This window comes from Pedobacter kyungheensis (assembly GCF_000812965.1).
Classification (GTDB): Bacteria; Bacteroidota; Bacteroidia; order Sphingobacteriales; family Sphingobacteriaceae; genus Pedobacter; species Pedobacter kyungheensis.
In genome coordinates this window covers 205,499-224,766 of the sequence record NZ_JSYN01000004.1, presented here as the reverse complement: position 1 = coordinate 224,766, position 19,268 = coordinate 205,499, and the positions used below count along the sequence as shown (strand labels likewise).

Here is a 19,268-nt window from a genome sequence, read left to right as displayed (position 1 = left end):
CATCGACAAATTACGGCCTCGTTTGTTTGCCTGCAAGCGATAAATCATCGGTATAATTGTAAAGCCGCCATTTTACTTTGAAACCTTCCTGCAGTATGCAGCAACAAATCAAACCTACTTTGAAACCTTCCTGCAGCGTGCAGCAACAAATCAAACCTACTTTGAAACCTTCCTGCAGTGTGCAGCGACAAATCAAACCTACTTTGAAACCTTCCTGCAGTGTGCAGCGACAAATCAAAGTAAAATAAGGTCTATCTCAATTCAGGCCGTGATATTCAGTATCCATAAGTCTAATTTCGCTACAGATTACCTAACCACATCCTAATCTGTTAATCAGTGGCTTTTTAATCCTAACTCATCCCTGCCATTACATTTAAAATCAACTACATGGCTATTTGTGAATAATTTTATTGGTCCTCTTGCCATTATTTTAAGCATATTTGAGGTTTGAAAAGATAAAACCAATTCATGAAGATTGTAATTGCAGAAAAGCCATCTGTTGGCCGTGAGCTTGCAAAAGTTTTCGGGGCTACCACCAGAAAAGACGGATATATTGAAGGTAAAGGCTATTCTTTTACCTGGGCATTCGGGCATTTACTGCAATTGGCACCTCCACAGGATTATGGTTTTATTGGTTGGCGAAAGCAACATTTGCCCATGCTGCCGCAGAAATTTAAGCTGGCTATCCGTAAGATAAAAACCAAAGACGGCTTTGTTGATGATCCTGCTGTAAAAAAACAGCTCGACACCATTAAGATGCTTTTTGATGAGGCTACCGAAATTATTGTAGCAACCGATGCCGGGCGTGAAGGTGAACTCATCTTCAGGTACATTTACTACTTCTTAAAGTGTAAAAAACCTTTTAAGCGCCTTTGGATTTCCTCTCAAACTGATGAAGCCATAAAAGATGGTTTCAGGAATTTAAAACCGGGAACCGATTACGATACCTTATTTAATTCGGCACATTGCCGCTCCGAATCGGATTGGCTGGTGGGCATGAATGCTACGCAGGCCTTAAGTATTTCGGCAGGTAACCGTACCGTACTTTCGCTTGGCCGGGTACAAACCCCTACCCTTGCCATGATTTGTGCGCGCTACCTGGAGATTAAAAATTTTGTGCCACAAACCTATTATCAGATCGCCATCCTGCTTAGTAAAGACGAACAGGTTTTTAAAGCCATATCTACCTCCAACTACAAGGACAAAGAAGAAGTAGAAAAGCTATTTGCCCTCGTTGAAGATGTGGCATCGGGTTTCCCAACCGGTGGTAACATTACTGCCGTAGAGGCCAAACCCCGTAAAGAACCACCTCCACTTTTGCACGATTTAAGTAGCCTGCAACAGGAAGCGAACAAGAAAAAGGGCTATACCGCCGACCAAACGCTGAATATCCTGCAAAATTTATACGAGAGCAAGCTGGTTTCCTATCCACGTACAGGCTCGCGTTATATAGGCGATGATGTATATGCCGGCGTACCTGATCTGATTGCCAAATTTACCGATCACCCTGATTTTGGAAAACAGGCACAGTTTTTACAAACAGTAGCGCTGAATAAACGGAGTGTTAATGCTAAAAAAGTAACCGATCACCATGCTGTTTTGCCTACCGGTGAACAAGCCTACGGACTTAGCCCCGATAAACAGGCTGTGTATGATATGGTGGTAGGTCGAATGCTCGAAGCTTTCCACCAGGAATGTCTGAAAGACCTGACCAAAATAACCATTCAATCGGGTGTTACCTTTGTAGCCAATGGTACGGTAATCCGCTCGGCTGGCTGGCGCGCAGTATTTAACGATCCTGAAGATGATAAAAAAGACGAAGACAATGCAGCCTTACCTAAAGTTGCTGTTGGCGAACTTTTACCCATCAACGAAAAAAACCTTTTAGAAAAGCAAACCAAGCCGAAATCGATGTATAACGAAGCGTCGTTGTTAAAAGCCCTCGAAACCTGCGGTAAGGAAATTGAGGATGAGGAGTTGCGTTATGCCATGAAAGATAGTGGTTTAGGTACACCAGCAACCCGTGCATCGATTATAGAAACTTTAATTACACGTGAATACATTACCCGCGAAAAACGTAACCTCGTGCCAACCAATAAGGGTTTAGCAGTGTACGAAGTAGTGAAAGATAAGCAAATTGCACAGGCAGAATTAACCGGCCAGTGGGAAAAGCGCCTGGAAGAAATCCGCTCAGGTTCATCGGTTAAAGATTTCAAATCAGAAATTACCGAATATACCAAAATGATAACAAACGAATTGTTAATTGCAGGCGCAAGCATTTCGGGCAAGCTTAACGAGGAAAAGAAATTGGAAAAAGCTTAACTAAAGGCTTCTTTAATTACCTGTTCCATCGCTGCACTCATGTTTTCGTCTTTTTCTATAAAGCCGATTGCTCCTGCCTCGAGATAACTTTGTTCGAGTGCAGCCTTGTTATTGCCGCTAAACATGCAGATTTTGATATCTGGCTGAATGTTTAAGATTTCCCTCACTGTATCAGGAGAGCTGTCGCCTGTTGGCATGTTAATATCCAGTAAGAGGAAACTGAACTTTTCCTGGCGGAGTAATTCAATAGTACTGGGCAGATTATCCATTTCTACAATAACCGGAGACCCCAGCCATCTTGTAAAAAAACGCTTCATCAATAGTCTCATCAGATCACTGTCGTCGGCAATCAGAATTTTAATATTTTCTACCATTTCACGGAAAATGAATTTAAATGTAACTCATCCCATTCAAAATTCAATCATTTTTTACAAATCCGTGTACTCCCATGCGCTATGATAGGCGGCTAGTTTTTCGGTATATTCGATAAAATCGGCATAAAACTTTGATTTTGATAAGGTTGCACTATCACCTATAACAACCAGTTTCTTCTTTGCCCTGGTCATGGCCACATTCATTCTGCGGGTATCGGCTAAAAAGCCAATGGTACCCTCGGCATTACTTCTGGTAAGGCTAATGTACACCACGTCGCGTTCTTGTCCCTGAAAACTATCGATGGTATTTACTGCAATCTGTTTACGGTAAGGAGCCAAAGCCTCATTATCGTCAATCAGGGTTGTTAAAAGCTGAACCTGTTGCTTATACGGCGAAACAATGGCGATTGAAGGAAATGAATCTGTCTGCAAATTATCGACCAAATGGCTTAGATGTTTAACCAAAAAGGCCGCTTCATCAGGGTTTGTGGTACTCGTACCATCTAATTTTTCTTCAAAGCTGCAACCCGCTGTATCGATAAAATTAATCGGGGCATCATCGGCAAAAAGCAAACGATCGGCTACCGAATGATGTGCCTTTAAAGCATCCTGATAAAATACTTTTGACGAATAGCCCATAATGTCCTTATGCATGCGGTACTGTTCGTTTAAGCGTACAACCGATTCGGGATGAAGGCCTGCAGTTTTTTCGAGTAAGGTATTGCTCAAGCCATTTTTTGATGCTTCGTTAGATTTAATGGTAGGCGAAAGCTGGAAATGATCTCCTGCCAATATCACCTTCCGGGCTTTCAAAATCGGAATCCAGCAGGCTGGCTCCAGGGCCTGTCCGGCCTCGTCTATAACTATGGTTTCATAGCTTAGGTTACGTACGGTATAGTGGTTAGCACCAACCAGGGTTGCAGTAATAATCTGTGCTTTGCTAAACAGATTATCCATAATGTACTGCTCGGTTTTTTCTACTTCACGACCAATTTTGTGGGCCTCATCAAAAAGGGCTTTCCGCTGGTCGCGTTCTGCCTTACCAAAGCTACGCTTATACTTATGGGCCATATTTTTAAATTCGGCAGCCTGTTTTTTAAGCACTTTAATGGTTTTCATATCCGGGTGATCTGCCATTTGGTGATCGAGCGTAGCGGCCAGTAACCTTTCAGATACCCTTGCCGGATTGCCTACACGGATTACTTTCAATCCTTCGGCAGCTAATTTTTCGGTCAGCAGATCAACTGCGGTATTGCTTGGCGCTACCACCAGAATCTTTTGATCGCTGTGTTTCGCCAGCGATTTAATGGCGTGAACGAGCGTGGTTGTTTTTCCTGTTCCTGGCGGACCATGCACAATAGCTAAATGATCGGCCGAAATAATTTTGTTAACCGCCAGCTGTTGCGATGCGTTTAAAGTATTGGGGATAATAAATTTCTCCTCGCCCCGGAAAGAAGGTTTATCGCCCCGGGTTAAAATGCGGATTAGTTTATTTTCTGCTTCATTTTCAGCTAAATGGGTAGCCTGTTTCAGCGCGGCCTGCATTTCATCGTAGCTGTTGTTATCAAACAACAAATCGACGCCCAGTTTTCCATCCCTGCTCCAATCTGGCAGCTCATCAACCCTGAAGCTAATTTTCATCCGGCTGCCGCTCTGGTGCGTTATTATCCCTTCTATACGGTCGGTTTTGGCATCGTGGTTGGAAAACAACACCACTGATGAGCCAAACCTGAATTGATGCGAAAATTCCTGGTGCGTGGTACGTTCGAGCTCAACCGTAAGGTAATCGCCACGACCAATCTCCGTATTTCTGATGGCTATAGGATACCAGGTTAAACCCAGGGCCCTTCTATCTGCTGCAGAAGTATTTTCGGTAAGTTTTAAGTATGACTGTAAATCTTCTTCACGCTCTATATCAAGCAAATGCTGAAGCTGTTTAAAATATTCTTTAGGCAATGGTGAAGGGGTTAACTGTTTAAATTGGTTAATTGTTGTATGGCTGGTTTATTAAATTACCTGTTGATTAAGCGGTTAACTGAATCCCGAATGTCAATCTCAATCTATCATCGGGATTGAACATTGTGATTTGATCATTACTTACAGGGTAATGGTTTAAGCCGGTTCAAAACGCCGAACGCTATACGCTCAGCGCATGGCCTTATCATAAAACCAGCTCTTCATGCAGCCTCAATAAGGTTTCTTCGGCATCTGTACAAAGCCCCGGGTGCACTTTAGAGCATTGTACTACCGTACTCCGGGTTGCAGTAAGCCACCTGAAACGTGAAGCTTGATCGTACTGACCAATTGGTCCGGATCCTTTTGCCGCTACACTAATCCGCTCGAAAGCGCAAAGGTTGGCTTTCAGTTCATCTAAATCAATTTTAGGCGAAAAAGCGAGCATACGGGTTTCATCTAAAACAAAAATACTCTTTAAAAACTTCTGCCTGGCACAAAACAAAATAATGCCGACATTCATAAATTCTTCGCGTTCTACCCTAGGCATCACGCGGATCACAGCATACTCAAATAAGAACTTCTCTTGCATGTTGTGCTTCTTTTATCATATTATCAGCGTGTAATAACCTCGTGGTTAAAAAATGTGCGTAAGCTTTACGGTGCTCGGCTGTACTGTCGAAAATAGTTTCACCTTCCAGCCAGTTATCCGGAAGTAAAGCAATTACGGCTTCAATTTTTTCAGGGGTTACGATTTTTTTGAAGGCTTCGTTTACCTGCTCCAGTTCGGTAGCCCAGGGCAATAAAACATGGTCTTTAACCAGATAAAAAGGCTTAGCGGCCTGTTCTTCCCAGTTTTGCCACGAATGGTGGAAATATAAAGATGCACCATGATCAATTAACCAAAGCTCTTTGTGCCACACCAGCATATTGGTATTTCTGCAGGTGCGGTCCATGTTGGTTAAAAAGCAATCGAGCCACACAATTTGCGAGGCCAGTGTAGCATCTACTGTCGTTACAGTTGGATCGAAAGTTATCGCCCCCGATAAGTAATGCAGGGCGAGGTTTAACCCAACACTGGCTTTCAATAAATCCTGTATCTCTTCATCGGGTTCGGTACGACCAAAGGCTTCGTCTAAATTGGCAAACACCAGTTCGGGTACGCGGAGGCCTAAAATCCTGGCGATTTCGCCGCCAATTAATTCGGCAATGAGCGCCCTCGGACCTTGCCCGGCACCTCTGAATTTTAGCACATATAAAAAGCTATCGTCGGCCTCGGCTATGGCAGGCATAGAACCTCCTTCACGCAGTGGCGTAACGTAGCGGGTTACATTTACTGTTCTTAATTGTAAATCGTTCATAAACACAGATAGAACGACTTTTATTTAGGAAATGTAGCGTTCTAAACCAGCGGCAAATTTAACAGAATTAAAGCAATTATTCGGTCAAAGTTTAGTCAACCAGAAATGCCAAAGGTTTTCCGGCGGGTATTTTGAAGAAACAAATGGTATTTAAAGTGTGACAGGCTAATCGTGCCCGAGGTATTGATTACCCAGGGGTGTCATTGCCGCAGACCACTGAACCGATTCGCGGTTAATTTTAATTAGCCCCATACTTTCTAATTCTTCGTAATCCTCTTCCATCCCGCCCAGAATAGAAGAACTCATCTGTTGATTGATTATTTCTAATAGAGAAATGATTTCTGATCTTTCCATAACAGTTAGCAATTAAATACAATTTGAATAACATAAATATACTCAAAATGTTTCCTGTTTAACTCAACCGTGAGCCATAAAAAAAGCCATTAATTACAAAAACTGGAATCACCTGCTTTGAAAAGATAGCTTACAAGCATTTCACTAAAGCTCTAAAAACTAAGTAAATAGGTAAAATTATATCTAAAAAAAGTTTGATTTAATTGTAAACCTTTAAGCTGCTCATCGTTAAGCGCTTACCAGATCAAAAAATATTCAGATTAGCTATTCGAGTATAATCTTAAAGTAAAAGAAATGTTAAAACGCTTGCAATTTTCTAAACTACTCCTATATTTGTCCTCGAGAGCGTTAATTTAGATACGGGTATATGGCTTAGGCTGTATGCCCGTTTTTTGTTCTGGCGGTTGAAGCGTGTCTCACTACCTTATCTAAACAAATCCTTAACCATGGGCTGTATGCCTCAGGATTAAGATTAATATCTTCCTGTAACGACACTAAGTCCATATATTTAAAATCTTCTACTTCTGCTTTGTTAATCACCGGCAGTTCATCAGTCATTCCAAAAAAAACATGGTCTACTTCATGTTCAGTTAAGCCATTATCAAATTCGGCTTTGTAAGTAAATTTAAACAGGTAACTGATATCACACTCCATTCCCATTTCTTCTTTAAGCCTTCTTTTTGCGGCATGCACATTGCTTTCGCCAATTTTAGGATGACTGCAACACGTGTTGGTCCATAAACCTCCGGAATGGTATTTGCTTTTGGCCCTTTGCTGCAGGAGCAATTCGCGCTTAAAATTGAAAATAAAAACAGAAAAGGCACGGTGCAATGCCCCTTCTTCGTGCGCCTTCATCTTTTCCATCTGCCCCCTGGGCACATCATCACCATCTACCAATATAACGTGTTCTTCCATTTATATTACATTTAACTTATTCCTGATGATTGAATCAAACATCAAACCAACTTTACGCGTATTTGAAATTCTGATCCTTTCCGTCATGATTTTTTCGGCGCTTAGCCGTTTTATTTTACCAAAAAGCTTCTTATAATAGATGTAGGTTAAATAAACTCCATTGCGCGAACTTGCTGGTAAAAGTTTAATCCCTGAAAGCGCTGCAGCAAACTCCTGTTCTATTTCTGTTTCTATCTGCTGCTTTTGTGTGTCGCAAAATGCAGCCAGATTAACATTTGGAAAATAATTACGCTTTAACCCCTGGTGGTCGGCTTTTACATCCCGCAGAAAATTCACTTTCTGAAATGCTGAACCTAATTTCATGGCATAGGGCTTTAATCTTTCATAATCAGCATTGCTGCCATTGGTGAATACTTTCAGGCACATTAAACCTACCACTTCGGCCGATCCTAAAATGTATTCATTGTAAAGCTCGGCCGTATATTTGGTTTCCGAAAGATCCATTTCCATACTCTTCAGGAAAAGCACAATCAGGTCGTGATCTATTTTATATTGATTAACAACCTTCTGAAAAGAATTTAAAATCGGATTTAAACTAATGCCCAGGTTAATTGCTTCAAAAGTATCGTGTTTAAATTTATCGAGCAGAAATTTTTTATCGTAATGATGAAAGGTATCTACTATTTCATCGGCCAGACGCACAAAACCATATATGGCATGAACCGGCAGCCGTAAATCCTTTCCAAGCATGTAAATACCGAAAGAAAAGCTGGTGCTGTATCTTTTAGTGGTAAGCCGACTGCAATCGGCAGATAGTTGATCAAAAATTTCTTTCATACAGGGATTGGAACTGGATTGATTGTTCAAATTCTTCAAGTGTTTTAAACCGGTTAATGTGACTCATGTTTTTCAGCTTATCAATCATTTGGTTGTTTCCGGCAAGGTGGATCTGGGCTGATGCACAAATAGCCGATAACTGATTGATGTATAACTGGTTTTTTATAGCTGATTGTGTTTTCACCATAAAAAGCAATACATGATCAACATTTAAAGCAGGATACACTTTAGCAATAGCATCTAAGGGTACTTTACTCCCTAAAAAAATAACTTCCTGGTGGTAAATCCGCAACAGGTAACTGGCAAAAAGCAAGCCGATATCGTGGTCTTCGCATTCAGGTAAAAAAAGGAGCCATTTGGGGCCTTTTCTTTGCTGAACAGGAAGGTTATCGATATGCGCAAATATCTTCTGGCGGATAATGTTCGATAAAAAATGCTCGTGTGCCGGACAAATGTCGTCTTTACGCCACATTAAACCCAACCGTACCAGCAAAGGATAAATAACCTTACGGTAACAGGCCGAAAGCCCTAAAGTATCAATGCATTCGGCCAACAGCCGGTTAAAAGCAAATTCATCAAAGGCTATGCCGTGTCGTACCAGTTGCGAAACAGTGTATTCACTGTATTCATCCTCAGTTACATGGGTTAATTCCTGATCCAGCAACTGGTTCATTTCACTATCAGAGAATGAGCAGATTTTAGAGATTTTGAGCCCGCTTTTAATTAAACTTACAATATTCAGCAGTCTTCTTAACTGGTTATCATCGTATAAGCGGGTATTCCCCTGCGAGCGTGCCGGACTTAATGCGCCATAACGCCGCTCCCAAATCCTGATGGTATGCGCATAGATGCCCGAAAGCTGTTCCAGATCTGAAATTGAATAAGTCATTATTTTGTTCAAATATATTGGTTAAAATTTAAACAAAAAGTAATTCCGTATTTATTTTTATCGTATGCAAAAGCCAACGGGTAAACCCATGCAGTTAAAACAAGTAAAAAGAGCGGAAAATATTGGAAACCTGATGTCGGAGGATATCAGGCGGGCTTATTTGAAGGCTTCTTCGGTAAGCAACACCCCTTTTTCGCCGTTTCCGGTTTCGATGGTGTGTACGTGTTTATACGAATGACTAAACAAATCGTAACCGTGTTCCATTTGTTTAATAGACACAGCACTTAAAGGATATTTAAAATTGGTTTGCATGCAAAGCAGGTTATTATTAGCCAATAACAAGAAATCGCAATCGTAACCTCTTTCCTGCAATTCGATAACCTTTTTGGTAATTGATACATTTAACCGGTTGGTTGTACGGATTTTATTTTTCATGGGATATGGTGTTTAGGTAAATTCCGGGATGATAATTTCGCTTAATAAATATATCTATAAATTATTACGATTCAAAATACAATATATTGTTTTACAAGCAATTAAATCACACTTCTGTGTATTCTACAGCCCCTGGATATTAGCTTTAAGCCACTCCAGGCCGACATTTTTAATTTAAAAAAACAGGTATCATATTTATTACATAAAGTGTTAAAAAAAGTTACCCCGCAAAAATTAATTTCTGAAATTAAAATGCATGCTATAAATTAGCTTTACTAACACACACGCACTTAATGAAACTAACATGTATCGTAATTGATGACGATATTCATGCCGTTAATGGCATTGTATCTTACATCAATTCGCTGGCCAACGTCCAGCTTATCAAATCGTATACCGATCCCTTACGGGCTTTAAATGAAATTACGGCCGGAGATGCGGTCGACATTATCTTTATGGATGTTGACATGCCCCTTATTTCTGGTCTTGAACTTGCCAAAGTGATCAGGCATAAAACCGACAAGCTGATCTTCACCACGTCGCATTCTAAATACGCCTACGAAGCTTTCGAAATGTACGCCAGTGCCTACCTCTTAAAGCCTTATACCTTTGCGCGTTTTGCAGAAACCATCAATATGTTGTACCCGAAAAGGCCTGCAACTCCGCAAATAAACCTTAAACAAGAAGACGATTACTTCTTTGTAAGGAATAAAAACGACAACAACAACCTCATCAAAGTGAGGTATCCAGATATCGTTGCGGTTGAAAGTCTTCAGAATTATGTCAGAATTTTTACATTAACCGAAACCATTGTTGCCTATATCGCCTTGTCTGAGATTAAAGTTATCCTGTTAAACTACCCCAATTTTGCACAGGCACACCGCTCTTTTATTATTGCGAAAAACTACATTGAAAAGGTTGAAGGCCATACTTTAAAGATGATCAATAACCTGACCATCAACATCGGCAGCAGTTATCGCGACAGCATTCAGGATTACATCCGGGAAAAAACCATTAAAACAAACCGGTCTTAACGTTAATTTTTTGTTATTTTCGTATCACCAATTCATCAGCTACTTTGCTTGCTGAATGGTAACTTATTTGCCGTTTCCGAATTTACGAGCCGTCTAACCTTATGAGCATAACAAACCAAAGCACAAAAAAATGGCCTGTTTTAAACTGGATAGCCAGTAAAAAACTACACCTGATTATCTGGGTCATCTTTATTTTTTACGAAGCCATTATTGTCGGCCTGATTAATGGAAAATTTGGTCGTTTAACTCCCTATGTTTTATACTATGCGCTCAATATCACTACTTTTTATGTGCATGCACATATTATTTTAACCATAGGACTTCGCAAACCGAGGCAAACCGCATGGAAGTTACCGCTGTTACTGCTAACCGAAATTGCAGCTTATTTTTGTATTTCCATTTGCCTCGATTATATCATTATTAACTACACTGATTATACCGGATCAAGAAAAATCACGCTCGATCTGATCTATTTTTCTGCTCCTTTATACCGCTGTGTTTATTTCATGTGCTTTTCTACCGGTTATTATTTCCTGATCAGGTATATTAAAGAGCGAAAGAAAACAGAAGAATTAGAAAAACAACGCCTAAACAACCTTATTCAACTGGCAAAATCAGAAAATGCCTTCTTAAAAGCCCAAATACAGCCACACCTGTTGTTTAATACTTTGGATTTTATTTATCAGCACGCCCGCGAATCGTCGCCCATTGCTGCAGAAACCATTCTTTCCCTCTCAGAGATGATGCGCTATTCGGTAGACAATAACAAGGACAAAGATTTTGTGTTGCTGGCCGAAGAAATTAACCAGGTAGAAAACCTGATCAATTTGCACCAGTTACGCAAGAATCATGGCATAAGTTTACGTTTTTGGTATGATGATGAAATCCGCAGGATTAAAATTATCCCCATGGTACTGATTACCCTGGCCGAAAACATGTTTAAACATGGCGAGCTATTAAAACCGGCCTACCCTGCCGAAATAAGTATTAAAGCAGAACAGGGTAAACTCATTATTGAAACAGCAAATCTGATTAAGAAAATTAAAGATCATTCGGGCTTGCAAGCCGGATTAGAGAACATTAAAAAGCGCCTGGCTTACACTTACGGAAGCGACGCAACTTTCGATTATACTGCAGATGCTAACCATTATTTCAGGGTAACATTATCGATTACAATTAAAAAAAACAATCAGCTTTAGTATTTTTACCTGAAATTTCTGCAAATCACTAAAATTTCAGCAGAGAAGATCATTTTCCTTGCCGATTAGATAAAAATCATTCAGGAAGGTTAATTTTTTCCATTTTAATAACTGAAGTTGTAATTTGCAGCATCTAAACCTATCTAAAATGTCAATCAGTTGTATCGCTATCGATGATGATCCCCATTCATTAGAGAATCTGATAGCCTATATGAATAAGCTACCTGACCTAAAGCTTATTCAAACTTTCACAGAACCCACGCAGGCCCTTGCAGAAATTTCTGCTTCCAATCCTGTTGATATTATCTTTCTGGATGTAGAAATGCCTTCCCTGTCGGGCATAGAACTGGCTGGTTTGCTCAGGCAAAAAACCAAACATCTTGTTTTTACCACTGCTCACGCCCGCTATGCTATAGATGCCTTTAAAGTAGATGCAGATGCTTACCTGCTCAAGCCCTATTCTATTTTGCATTTTACCAAAACCATAAACAACCTATATCCTACCGGTAAAAAAGAGGTTAACCCTTTCTCTATTTTTGAAGAAAATTTCTTCTACATTCCGTTACAAGGTGATGATGGTAACCTGATTAGAATCGACCTGAACGACCTTATTGCGGTTGAGGATATTGAACATGACGTACAGTTCAAAACAACTGTGAGCACTTTTTTAAGCTCAAGGTCTAATTTCACCAAAATGCTTAACATGCTTAAAAAGCATTCGGCATTTATTCAGATAAGCCCGACCGTTATTATTGCCAAACAGCACATTAAAAGTATACTGGGCGATAGCGTACTTTTATCTAACGAAGCCATGTATACTGTTTTTGAAGCTTATAAAGATCAGTTTGCAAGATTTGTTAAAAGCAATCAATCTGGCGAAAATTCTGAGCCACGTACCTTATAGTATTCTGAATTCCCGAGCACATATCTTCCAAATTTCATTTTCATCAAAACATTATTGTACAAGATTTGTATTAGCATAGTCTATTTAATAAAATAATTGATTATCTGTTTTGAAAAAAGTATTGGTTGTGGATGATGATCCAGATGTATTAGAGGTAGTGCAAGAGATATTAGAAACCGAAAATTATCAAGTTTATCCGCTCTTATCGCCACGTTTTATTTTTAAAGCCGTTAGAGACTTTAACCCGGATCTGATTATTCTGGATATCATGTTAAACGGAATGGATGGGCGTGCTGTGTTTAAACAGTTAAGGTTAAGTAGCGAAAGCAATAATATACCGGTTATGCTTACATCAGCCAGGTTTGATGAAAGTTATGTCGTATCGCAAAGCTATCATCCTGACGATTACTTACAGAAGCCATTTACAATAAACAGTTTGTTACAGAAAGTAGGCACTTTGACGGAAAACTAAAGCACCAGATATGAATTTAAGATTGTTAACCGCAGGCATTTTGCTATGCACGGCAGTATCAACCCAGGTAAAAGCACAAAGCAGGCCAGATAAGCTGTACTCCATGAGTGGTATAGGCCTGGCTTTCCCGGTAGGCGAAACTGCCGATTATTTTAAACCTAAATTTTCTACTTCGCTGGGGCTAAATTTAGGCCTGGGCAATGGCGGATTATTTCTTTACCCGAAAGTGAGTTTACATGCCTTTGCCTATAACCAGATTACCCCTGACGCAGGTTATACCTATACTTTACAAAAAGGAAGGTCGACCACTTACCTGTTAAATGTAGCGCTGGGTTACCGTAAAATTGTAAATAAATGGGCTTTTTATGGCTTTGCAGGTGCCGGAGGTGGAATTATACTTACTCCGCAAGCAGGCGTTAACGCAGCTACGCTACAGGTAACCCAATCCAACAAATCGAATGGTTTGGGCATTGCAGAAGCCGGTGGCGGTATTGAATACAACATTGGGGGTGCCAATTTATTTGTAGAAACCAGTTATATGTATGGTTTTGGTAAAATACAAAACCGCACTTTCAACACTGTACCAATTACGCTGGGCATTAAACCCAATTTAAGCAAATTGCTGAGCAAACTGTAGTGGCGCATACATACAAAATACGGCAGCGGTTACGTTAAATAAGTAACCGCTTTTTTTATGCTAAAGAAATAATCAAAATTATTTTTATACTAATTATTTTAGCATAAATTTGTAGTCAAAATTTATTTCATGTTATACGCAGTTGTAGATATCGAAACCACTGGCGGTCATGCCTCAGCAAATGGCATTACCGAAGTTGCCATTAATATTCACGATGGTAATGAAATAGTAGAATCGTATACTACCCTCATTAACCCAGGAATAGCTATTCCGGCACATATTACAGCGCTTACCGGTATAGATGATGCCATGCTGAAGGATGCACCTGTTTTTAACGATGTAGCCTTACAAATTTACCAGCTGCTAAACGATAAGGTTTTTGTAGCGCACAATGTTAATTTCGATTATTCCTTTCTAAAACACCATCTGGCAGCTGCAGGTTACGATTTGCAATGTACCAAGCTGTGTACCGTTAGGCTCAGCAGAAAATTAATTCCCGGCAAAGCTTCCTATAGTTTAGGTAAACTTTGTACAGCGCTCGAAATTCCCATCTACAATCGTCACAGGGCTGCGGGTGATGCAGATGCTACCAGTATTCTTTTTAACCTGCTGTTAAGCGCTGATGATAAAGGAATCATCGCAGAAATGCTTAAAAAAACCTCAAAAGAACAGGCTTTACCACCTAACCTGGATAAGGCTTCTATTTTAAGATTGCCCAACCAGCCCGGCGTTTATTACTTTAAAGATAGCAAAGGCAAAATTGTATACGTTGGAAAGGCAAAAAACCTTAAAAAAAGGGTGACCAGTCATTTTGCGGGTAATAATGCCAACCGGCAGCGTCAGGATTTTTTGCGCACCATACATCATGTCGATTTTGTGGTATGTGGTACCGAATTAATGGCCTTAATTTTAGAAGCCAATGAAATTAAACGGCTCTGGCCAGAAAATAACCGTGCCATGAAACGCTACGAACACAAGTATGACTTGTATGTATTCGAAGATCAGAACGGTTACCTGCGTTTGGCCATTGATAAGCATAAAAAGAATAACCGCGCCTTTCAAAGTTTTAACAACCTGCTGGAAGGTTATAACTTTTTAAACCAGCTGGTAGATAAGTACCAGCTTTGCGCCAGGCTCTGTTACCTGCAAAAAACAGCTACCAAATGTTATGCGCACGAAAACGGGCAATGTTTCGGAGCTTGCAGCGGCATAGAAACCGTTACGGTTTACAACAAAAAGTTGAATGCGGCACTGGCAGATATACAAAAACAGCAGCCGAGCTTTGCACTGGTTGATGAAGGCCGGGCTGACAATGAGTTTAGTTGTCTGGTAGTTGAAAATGGTCAGTTTTACGGCATGGGCTATTTTACCGATACCAAATATCTTTCAGATGGCTTAGCGCCAATTAAAAGTGATTTGTCTACCTACCAATCAAACAGTTACATCTTAAATCTTATTTTAAGCCACGCCGAGCAGTTTCCGCAGAAATTGTATAAATTGTAGTTCAAAAACCTACCGTTATGGATGTTTCAACCTTCCGGGCACATTGTCTTTCATTTGATCAAGCTGTTGAAATGCCCCATTTCGAGAAAACTTCTTTCAGGGTAAACAAAAAGATATTTGCCACGCTTGATCTTCAACACAGCAAGGCCACCTTTAAATTGTCAGCAATCGACCAATCTGTTTTCTGCGATTTTAAGCCCGACAAAATAAAACCTGCAAACGGAGCCTGGGGCAAACAAGGCTGGACTATTTTTGAAATCACAGATCTTGCTGATGAAATGCTGATCGATGCCCTTACCCTATCTTATCGCAATGTGGCACCTCCAAAATCTACAGCAAAATATGGCAAAGATTAATCTTGTTTAATAATGTACCTCAATTAATTAGATCGAAAAATCTAATATAAAAATGTAATAAAAATTTGCGTAAGCAATCGCTTACACTTATATTCGTAAGCAATTACTTACACAATCATGAGAAGAGACGTATTTCAGGCCATTGCCGACCCTACCCGCCGCGAAATTATCGGCCTCATTGCGCATAAAACTTTAAACCTGAATGCCATTGCCGAAAACTTTGAGATGAGCAGGCCCGCCATTTCACAACACATTAAAATTTTAACAGAATGCGGTTTAGTTGAAATGAAGCAACAAGGTCGCGACAGATATTGCTACATCCAGTTTCAAAAACTGGCAGAAGTAGCACAATGGATAGAGCAATACCGTTCTTTCTGGACAGGAAAATTAGATGCCTTAGCCCTTCACCTTTCCAAAGATCAGCAAACAGAACAAGAATAAATTTATACTAAAACCAAAATAAAGATGGAAAACGAACCAGTTATTGTAGAACGGGTGTACAACGCCCCTATCGGAAAAGTATGGAAATCATTAACCGATAATAATGAAATTAAGCAGTGGTACTTTCAGCTGGCTGATTTTAAACCCGAAGTTGGCTTTAAATTCGAATTTACCGGTGGACCAGACGATGGCCCTCAATACCTGCATGTATGCGAAATAACCGAAATTGTTGAAGGTAAAAAACTGGCCTATACCTGGCGTTACGACGGTTACCCTGGAAACTCGGTAGTAAGCTGGGAGTTATTTGAGCAAGGCGATAAAACCTTATTAAAACTCACACATACCGGTTTAGAAAGCTTTGCCAATAACGGATCTGATTTTGCTAAAACAAGTTTCAATGGAGGCTGGAACTACTTTGTTAACGATGCGCTTAAAAATTACCTGGAGCCGGCTGCTTAACAAATTGCTAATTTACCGGGCGCGAATAACGCGCCCGGTATCTAATTAAATCTCTTCCAAAGCTTGTTTTATAGCCCCGTAAATATAATCCAGGTCGGCATTGCTGATCACATAAGGCGGCAAAATATAAATGATATTACCCAAAGGTCTCAATATAATACCTTTATCTAAAAAGTAAGCATACAATAAGTTACGCAGGTTACTTAAATAAGAAGTTTCGTTACCGGTTTCCCACTCAATAGCAATAATGGTACCCGTTTGCCTAACTGCTTTAACCTTAGCATGCGCCTTTATTTCCTGTAAAAACACGGCGTGCTTAGTCTCTACCCTTTTAATGTTGGCCAGAGTTTCTTCCTGTAATAAGATATCTAAACTAGCCAGCGAAGCCACACAGGCTATGGGGTTTGCTGTAAATGAATGTCCGTGATAAAGCGTTTTTAGTTTATCTTCGCTTAAAAAGGCTTCAAATATTTCGTCGGTACATGTAGTGACTCCCAAAGGCATAGTGCCACCAGTTAAACCTTTACTTAAACAAATAATGTCAGGTTTATTCACCAGTTTTTCGCAGGCAAAATAGGTTCCTGTGCGACCAAATCCCGTCATTACCTCATCGGCAATAATTAAAATACCGGCTTTTCTGCAGGCTACGATTAATTCATCAAGGTATTTTGCTTCGTACATCAGCATACCGCCCGAGCCTAAAATAAGTGGCTCGAAGATAAAACAAGCGGTATTTGTTAGAGTTGAGATATGCGCAACAAGATCAGAGATATTGTCTTCGTTTGGCAGGTCGATAAAATCTACATCGAAAAGCAAACTGTTAAAGGCATCAGTAAAAATACTGCGACCACTTACCGACATCGCTCCAAAAGTATCGCCATGGTAGGCATTTTTGAAGGCCAGGATGCGTGTTTTAGGTTTACCTTTATTGTCCCAATACTGCAGGCACATTTTCAGGGCTACTTCTACCGCTGTAGATCCATTATCGGTATAAAAAACCTTATCCTGCTTACCCGGTAAGATGGGTAACAATCTTTCTGCCAGTAAAACCGCCGGTTCATGGGTAAAGCCTGCAAAAATAACGTGCTCGAGCACATTCAGTTGTTCAGCAACCTTTTGTGCAATATAAGGATGTGCATGGCCATGAATATTTACCCACCATGAAGAAACGGCATCGATATACTTTTTACCGTTCTCATCGAAAACGTAAACGCCCTCGCCCCTCACAATTGGAATATGCGGCAAAGCATTTTTCATTTGCGTGTAGGGATGCCAGATTACCTTTTTATCGCGTTCAGCTAAGTTAAGTTTGGAGTTTGGAGTTCGAAGTTTGGAAGTATCAGACATAAAAATTTACAATTTAACTGAATATTGATCTTTTAAAAGCTGCGCCACGGTTTTATCGGTTTTGAAAGTGATTTCATCAATAGCCAGATCTTCTACTTTAACCCACCTGAAAGCCTGAAGAATTTCGCCCTCACCATCGAAATCGTAAATTTTATCTTTAAAAGCCAGTTTAAGCGGTGCTTTTTCTTTAACCAGATAATACACACTGATTACCTGACTATCGTTAAAGGATGATTTTTCGTAAAAATCGGTCGTATAAAAATGCGATAAAACTTCTATTTCGGCTTCGCATTCTTCTACAAATTCGCGCTTTAATCCCTCAATCAGGCCTTCGCCCAATTCTAAACCGCCACCGGGAAATTTACTAAAACGGAAACCATATTCTTCTTCATCACTTACCAAAACTTCGTTATTCTGGTTAATTAAGAGTCCGTATACACGAACATTAAAGTAGCTCATTTTCGAAATGCTTTTTATTTTTGATTACAATTTCCGGTGTCCATACAATTTCTTTTCTAAATGCTTCCGATCGCACCGGGCATTCGCTCATGTGGCAGTAGTGACAACATTCGGGCAAACAAGGGTCTGCATGTATAAAGAGTTCTGCTTTGCGCACGCCATTCGAATTAATCAGTTCATCAATCTGTGAAATCTCGCGATGCACTTTATTTAAGTCGAAATAATAAGGTAAAGTTACGTGGCAATCGATATGCAATTCGGGGCCATACTGTTGTGTACGCAGGTTGTGTACATCAATCCAGGGGTTATGCCGGTTTTTCTGCAATACTTCTACCACCTCTTCTACCAGGGTAAAATCGCTTTCATCCATTAAGCCTCCCACCGAACCGCGGGTAAGTTTATAGCCAGAATAAACGATATAAAAACCAACCAGTACAGAAAGTAAGCTATCCAGCCAAATAATATTTGTCAGCTGGATCAGGATCAGGCCTACCACAATGGCCACACTGGTATAAGTATCGGTTAACAAATGCTTTCCATCAGCCTGTAAGGTAATCGAATGCTGGTCTTTTCCTACATTAATGAGATACAAGCCCACAATCATATTAATCAGCCCCGTAATCCCGATAATCAGCGTTCCTTCCAGCAGTTGTCCTACTGCATGGGGATAAATAAGGTTATAGGAAGATTTAAAGATAATGATAACACCCGCAATCAGAATGAGTATACCTTCAACAAAAGCTGAGAAAAACTCTACTTTACCATGCCCATAAGGATGGTTTTCATCGCGTGGTTGCGTACTGAGGTAAATACTGTAAAAAGCAAAGCTACCTGCAATAACATTTACAATACTCTCTGCTGCATCGGTTAAAATGGAGTTAGAACCCGTAATAAAATAAGCTGCAAACTTGGCCAGCATTAATAAAATGCTTACTACCAACGACAGTATAATTGCTCTTTTCTTTACCGACACAGTACTTTTTTCTACAAAAATACGCTTATCGCCTAAATTAAATG

The 19,268-nt window shown here is 40.1% G+C and carries 22 protein-coding genes; 10 read left to right on the top strand and 12 right to left on the bottom strand.

Features of this window, described 5'->3' with window-relative positions; all coding sequences use genetic code 11:
• Positions 1-468 precede the first annotated feature (468 nt).
• Positions 469-2,322, top strand: a complete 1,854-nt coding sequence (topB, locus tag OC25_RS04990) for a DNA topoisomerase III (RefSeq protein WP_039472425.1) — start codon at positions 469-471, stop codon at positions 2,320-2,322.
• Here topB and OC25_RS04985 read toward each other — a convergent pair.
• The 9 genes from OC25_RS04985 to OC25_RS04945 form a co-directional block, all read right to left on the bottom strand.
• Positions 2,319-2,696, bottom strand: coding sequence for a response regulator (locus OC25_RS04985; protein ID WP_039472422.1), 378 nt, complete (start codon positions 2,694-2,696; stop codon positions 2,319-2,321). The two genes, topB and OC25_RS04985, sit on opposite strands and share 4 nt — an antisense overlap.
• A 54-nt stretch (positions 2,697-2,750) precedes the next feature.
• Positions 2,751-4,652, bottom strand: a complete 1,902-nt coding sequence (locus OC25_RS04980) for an AAA domain-containing protein (protein WP_039472420.1) — start codon at positions 4,650-4,652, stop codon at positions 2,751-2,753.
• A 205-nt stretch (positions 4,653-4,857) separates the two neighbouring features.
• On the bottom strand, positions 4,858-5,241 hold the full coding sequence (locus OC25_RS04975; protein ID WP_039472417.1) for a DUF3037 domain-containing protein: 384 nt from the start codon (positions 5,239-5,241) through the stop codon (positions 4,858-4,860).
• Positions 5,219-6,010, bottom strand: coding sequence for a HipA family kinase (locus OC25_RS04970; protein WP_039472415.1), 792 nt, complete (start codon positions 6,008-6,010; stop codon positions 5,219-5,221). The genes OC25_RS04975 and OC25_RS04970 overlap by 23 nt, the downstream gene beginning before the upstream one ends.
• Before the next feature lie 165 nt (positions 6,011-6,175).
• Positions 6,176-6,364, bottom strand: a complete 189-nt coding sequence (locus tag OC25_RS04965; RefSeq protein WP_039472413.1) for a hypothetical protein — start codon at positions 6,362-6,364, stop codon at positions 6,176-6,178.
• A 372-nt stretch (positions 6,365-6,736) separates the two neighbouring features.
• Positions 6,737-7,279, bottom strand: a complete 543-nt coding sequence (gene idi / locus OC25_RS04960) for an isopentenyl-diphosphate Delta-isomerase (protein ID WP_039472411.1) — start codon at positions 7,277-7,279, stop codon at positions 6,737-6,739.
• Entirely contained in the window at positions 7,280-8,116 is an 837-nt protein-coding gene (locus OC25_RS04955; RefSeq protein WP_039472409.1) for a phytoene/squalene synthase family protein, read from the bottom strand.
• Positions 8,100-9,005: a MerR family transcriptional regulator gene (locus tag OC25_RS04950; protein ID WP_039472408.1), complete on the bottom strand. Its 906-nt coding sequence runs from the start codon at positions 9,003-9,005 to the stop codon at positions 8,100-8,102. The genes OC25_RS04955 and OC25_RS04950 overlap by 17 nt, the downstream gene beginning before the upstream one ends.
• A gap of 156 nt (positions 9,006-9,161) precedes the next feature.
• Entirely contained in the window at positions 9,162-9,440 is a 279-nt protein-coding gene (locus OC25_RS04945; protein WP_039472406.1) for a hypothetical protein, read from the bottom strand.
• 293 nt (positions 9,441-9,733) lie between these two features.
• On the opposite strand from OC25_RS04945, the gene OC25_RS04940 reads away from it, so the two are divergent.
• From OC25_RS04940 to OC25_RS04900, 9 genes are all read left to right on the top strand, one after another.
• Positions 9,734-10,474: a LytR/AlgR family response regulator transcription factor gene (locus OC25_RS04940; protein WP_039472404.1), complete on the top strand. Its 741-nt coding sequence runs from the start codon at positions 9,734-9,736 to the stop codon at positions 10,472-10,474.
• A gap of 101 nt (positions 10,475-10,575) precedes the next feature.
• Positions 10,576-11,673, top strand: a complete 1,098-nt coding sequence (locus OC25_RS04935; RefSeq protein WP_039472402.1) for a sensor histidine kinase — start codon at positions 10,576-10,578, stop codon at positions 11,671-11,673.
• A 148-nt stretch (positions 11,674-11,821) separates the two neighbouring features.
• Positions 11,822-12,577 (top strand): LytR/AlgR family response regulator transcription factor, encoded by a 756-nt coding sequence (locus tag OC25_RS04930; protein ID WP_039472400.1) that lies wholly within the window; start codon positions 11,822-11,824, stop codon positions 12,575-12,577.
• A 109-nt stretch (positions 12,578-12,686) separates the two neighbouring features.
• Positions 12,687-13,049: a response regulator gene (locus OC25_RS04925; RefSeq protein WP_039472397.1), complete on the top strand. Its 363-nt coding sequence runs from the start codon at positions 12,687-12,689 to the stop codon at positions 13,047-13,049.
• 10 nt (positions 13,050-13,059) lie between these two features.
• Positions 13,060-13,686, top strand: a complete 627-nt coding sequence (locus OC25_RS04920) for a hypothetical protein (RefSeq protein WP_039472393.1) — start codon at positions 13,060-13,062, stop codon at positions 13,684-13,686.
• A 129-nt stretch (positions 13,687-13,815) separates the two neighbouring features.
• Positions 13,816-15,189, top strand: coding sequence for an exonuclease domain-containing protein (locus OC25_RS04915; protein WP_039472391.1), 1,374 nt, complete (start codon positions 13,816-13,818; stop codon positions 15,187-15,189).
• 17 nt (positions 15,190-15,206) lie between these two features.
• On the top strand, positions 15,207-15,545 hold the full coding sequence (locus OC25_RS04910) for an MmcQ/YjbR family DNA-binding protein (RefSeq protein WP_039472389.1): 339 nt from the start codon (positions 15,207-15,209) through the stop codon (positions 15,543-15,545).
• Positions 15,546-15,662: 117 nt separating this feature from the next.
• Positions 15,663-15,986, top strand: coding sequence for an ArsR/SmtB family transcription factor (locus OC25_RS04905; protein WP_039472388.1), 324 nt, complete (start codon positions 15,663-15,665; stop codon positions 15,984-15,986).
• A 24-nt stretch (positions 15,987-16,010) separates the two neighbouring features.
• Entirely contained in the window at positions 16,011-16,445 is a 435-nt protein-coding gene (locus OC25_RS04900) for an SRPBCC family protein (RefSeq protein ID WP_039472385.1), read from the top strand.
• Between the two features lie 45 nt (positions 16,446-16,490).
• Here OC25_RS04900 and bioA read toward each other — a convergent pair whose 3' ends face one another.
• Genes bioA through OC25_RS04885 form a run of 3 tightly spaced genes read right to left on the bottom strand, consistent with a single transcriptional unit; the run spans position 16,491 to position 19,224 of the window.
• Positions 16,491-17,792, bottom strand: coding sequence for an adenosylmethionine--8-amino-7-oxononanoate transaminase (gene bioA, locus OC25_RS04895; protein WP_052265961.1), 1,302 nt, complete (start codon positions 17,790-17,792; stop codon positions 16,491-16,493).
• A 6-nt stretch (positions 17,793-17,798) separates the two neighbouring features.
• Positions 17,799-18,251, bottom strand: coding sequence for an NUDIX domain-containing protein (locus tag OC25_RS04890; protein ID WP_039472383.1), 453 nt, complete (start codon positions 18,249-18,251; stop codon positions 17,799-17,801).
• Entirely contained in the window at positions 18,238-19,224 is a 987-nt protein-coding gene (locus OC25_RS04885) for a cation diffusion facilitator family transporter (RefSeq protein WP_039472620.1), read from the bottom strand. Before OC25_RS04885 ends, OC25_RS04890 begins: the two co-directional genes overlap by 14 nt.
• Positions 19,225-19,268 lie beyond the last annotated feature (44 nt).

What these genes read in the sequence shown, in the direction of transcription:
- bioA (WP_052265961.1), bottom strand. Translation starts at nt 17,792, where the DNA reads ATGTCTGATACTTCCAAACTTCGAACTCCAAACTCCAAACTTAACTTA.
- OC25_RS04975 (WP_039472417.1), bottom strand. Translation starts at nt 5,241, where the DNA reads ATGCAAGAGAAGTTCTTATTTGAGTATGCTGTGATCCGCGTGATGCCT.
- idi (WP_039472411.1), bottom strand. Translation starts at nt 7,279, where the DNA reads ATGGAAGAACACGTTATATTGGTAGATGGTGATGATGTGCCCAGGGGG.
- OC25_RS04890 (WP_039472383.1), bottom strand. Translation starts at nt 18,251, where the DNA reads ATGAGCTACTTTAATGTTCGTGTATACGGACTCTTAATTAACCAGAAT.
- OC25_RS04910 (WP_039472389.1), top strand. Translation starts at nt 15,207, where the DNA reads ATGGATGTTTCAACCTTCCGGGCACATTGTCTTTCATTTGATCAAGCT.
- OC25_RS04985 (WP_039472422.1), bottom strand. Translation starts at nt 2,696, where the DNA reads ATGGTAGAAAATATTAAAATTCTGATTGCCGACGACAGTGATCTGATG.
- OC25_RS04950 (WP_039472408.1), bottom strand. Translation starts at nt 9,005, where the DNA reads ATGACTTATTCAATTTCAGATCTGGAACAGCTTTCGGGCATCTATGCG.
- OC25_RS04935 (WP_039472402.1), top strand. Translation starts at nt 10,576, where the DNA reads ATGAGCATAACAAACCAAAGCACAAAAAAATGGCCTGTTTTAAACTGG.
- OC25_RS04945 (WP_039472406.1), bottom strand. Translation starts at nt 9,440, where the DNA reads ATGAAAAATAAAATCCGTACAACCAACCGGTTAAATGTATCAATTACC.
- OC25_RS04900 (WP_039472385.1), top strand. Translation starts at nt 16,011, where the DNA reads ATGGAAAACGAACCAGTTATTGTAGAACGGGTGTACAACGCCCCTATC.
- OC25_RS04970 (WP_039472415.1), bottom strand. Translation starts at nt 6,010, where the DNA reads ATGAACGATTTACAATTAAGAACAGTAAATGTAACCCGCTACGTTACG.
- OC25_RS04915 (WP_039472391.1), top strand. Translation starts at nt 13,816, where the DNA reads ATGTTATACGCAGTTGTAGATATCGAAACCACTGGCGGTCATGCCTCA.
- OC25_RS04965 (WP_039472413.1), bottom strand. Translation starts at nt 6,364, where the DNA reads ATGGAAAGATCAGAAATCATTTCTCTATTAGAAATAATCAATCAACAG.
- topB (WP_039472425.1), top strand. Translation starts at nt 469, where the DNA reads ATGAAGATTGTAATTGCAGAAAAGCCATCTGTTGGCCGTGAGCTTGCA.
- OC25_RS04940 (WP_039472404.1), top strand. Translation starts at nt 9,734, where the DNA reads ATGAAACTAACATGTATCGTAATTGATGACGATATTCATGCCGTTAAT.
- OC25_RS04920 (WP_039472393.1), top strand. Translation starts at nt 13,060, where the DNA reads ATGAATTTAAGATTGTTAACCGCAGGCATTTTGCTATGCACGGCAGTA.
- OC25_RS04930 (WP_039472400.1), top strand. Translation starts at nt 11,822, where the DNA reads ATGTCAATCAGTTGTATCGCTATCGATGATGATCCCCATTCATTAGAG.
- OC25_RS04955 (WP_039472409.1), bottom strand. Translation starts at nt 8,116, where the DNA reads ATGAAAGAAATTTTTGATCAACTATCTGCCGATTGCAGTCGGCTTACC.
- OC25_RS04905 (WP_039472388.1), top strand. Translation starts at nt 15,663, where the DNA reads ATGAGAAGAGACGTATTTCAGGCCATTGCCGACCCTACCCGCCGCGAA.